Origin of the sequence: Xanthomonas prunicola, assembly GCF_002846205.1 — a bacterium.
Classification (GTDB): domain Bacteria; phylum Pseudomonadota; class Gammaproteobacteria; order Xanthomonadales; family Xanthomonadaceae; genus Xanthomonas; species Xanthomonas prunicola.
The window spans coordinates 1-1,816 of sequence record NZ_PHKV01000051.1; the positions used below are offsets into that span (position 1 = coordinate 1).

The following is a 1,816-nucleotide window of genomic DNA, read 5'->3' on the forward strand; positions in this document are numbered from 1 at the left end:
CTCGAGCGCGTCGGCCAGTTGCTGCAATGCGGTTTGCATGTAGGTGCACAGCCGTAGCGCGCTATACCCAGTTGGCAAATATCCCGTCAGGCGAATCCCGTCATCCATTTCCTCTACGTCGAGCACCACCGGGTAGTGATTGACTCCCTGCGTCTGCAACACGGTGATACCTGGCCACGGCGCCAACGAATCCACTGCCTCAGCCGATCGACGGCGCGAACGATAATTGAGCAACGCACTGAACAGCGGCTGCGGTGGCGACACTCCACTACACCGCTGGACATGGCTCAGACCAGCATGCTCATGTGCGAACAAGCTGTTCAATTGGGCATGCACGTCGCGGATGGCTGCCTGCAGCGATTGCTGCCCCAGCCGTACACGCATCGGCAAGGTATTGATGAACATGCCCATCGCACCATCGGCACCAGCGCCTGCATGCATGCGTCCCAGCAGGACCGTCCCGAACACGACGTCATCCTTTGCAGACAGTCGCCCGACCACTTTTGCCCAGGCGAGATGATGCAAGCTGGCTGGCGTGACACCAAGATGCGAAGCGCACCGGCGCAAGCGCGTACTCAGCCCGGAATTCAGTTCAAGCGACGCCCCGCCGACCGGTACATCATCGCCGTGAACTTCAGCCAGCCCAAAGGGCAACGTGGGTTCCTCGATGTCGCCCAGAAGCTGACGAAAGACTACTTCCTGATTCCCGCGCAGTTGCGCGTTGCGTGCATGCGCGACGTAATTGCGATAAGGAACCGACGCTGCAAGGTGTTGCGTCTGCCCCAGTAGATGGGCATGCAGTTCCGCACGCAGCACATGCATGGTCGCCGCGTCATCCACCAGATGATGGATCAACACTAGGCCGACCCAACGGTCGCTGGTCGCGTCGTAACAATGGTGGAACTGCAGCAGCGGCGCGCTGGAAAGGGGCAGACGGTAATGCAGCGGATCGAAGCGATCACGCAGTTGTTGCAGAGGGTCTTCATCCGGCTGTGGAACATAGGAAAAGATCGGCAGAGCGGCAGTTCGCCATACCACTTGCACCGGGGTAGCAAGGCCCTCCCACACAATGCTTGTGCGAAACACATCGTGGCGATCGATCACTTGCTGCAGCGCCTTTAGGAAGGCATCGAGGCGATCGCGGCTATCGAAAGACAGCAGCATGTTCTGCAGATAGGGGTCGCCCTGGCGCGCCATCAGATGGTGATACAACACCCCCTCCTGCAGCGGCGCCAGTGGATAGATGTCCTGCACGTTTGCCGCCCCACCCGGCACTGTGGCCACGATGCGGTCGATCGTGGCCTGCGACAACTCCACCAGTGTCAGCAGCTCCGGGGTAATGCGTGCGCAGCCGGCCGGTATCAGGTTCGGCGGCACCTCCAGTTCCTGGCTGCGGCCAAGCGCTGCGGCCGTTGCCGCCAAGGTGGGCTGTCCCAGCAGTGCCCGCACATCCATGCCAAGACCCTGCTGGCGCAGCCGCTCCACCAGTGTCACCGCCAGCAGGGAGTGCCCGCCGAGCTGGAAGAAATTATCGTGGCGCCCGACCCGCTCCACCCCCAGCACCGCCTGCCAGATTTCGGCCAGTTGCTGCTCCAGCGCATTGGCCGGCGGCTCATACGTCTGCAGGTTGCGTTGCGCGGCATCGGGTGCAGGCAATGCGTGCCGATCCAGCTTGCCGTTGGCCGTCAGCGGCCACGCGTCCACTGGCACAAAAGCCTCGGGCACCAGGTACTCCGGCAAGTGCACGCGCAAATGCCGCTGTAGCTCGGCCGCTGTCGGCACCTCGGCGGTGGCGATCACGTACCCCACCAGCCGC

Annotated in this window: 1 protein-coding gene; it reads right to left on the reverse strand. The window is 62.4% G+C overall.

Annotated features, from left to right (window positions below):
• Positions 1-1,816, reverse strand: a 1,816-nt coding sequence (locus XpruCFBP8353_RS22960; protein ID WP_243391209.1) for a condensation domain-containing protein, incomplete at both ends; no start/stop codon positions are given.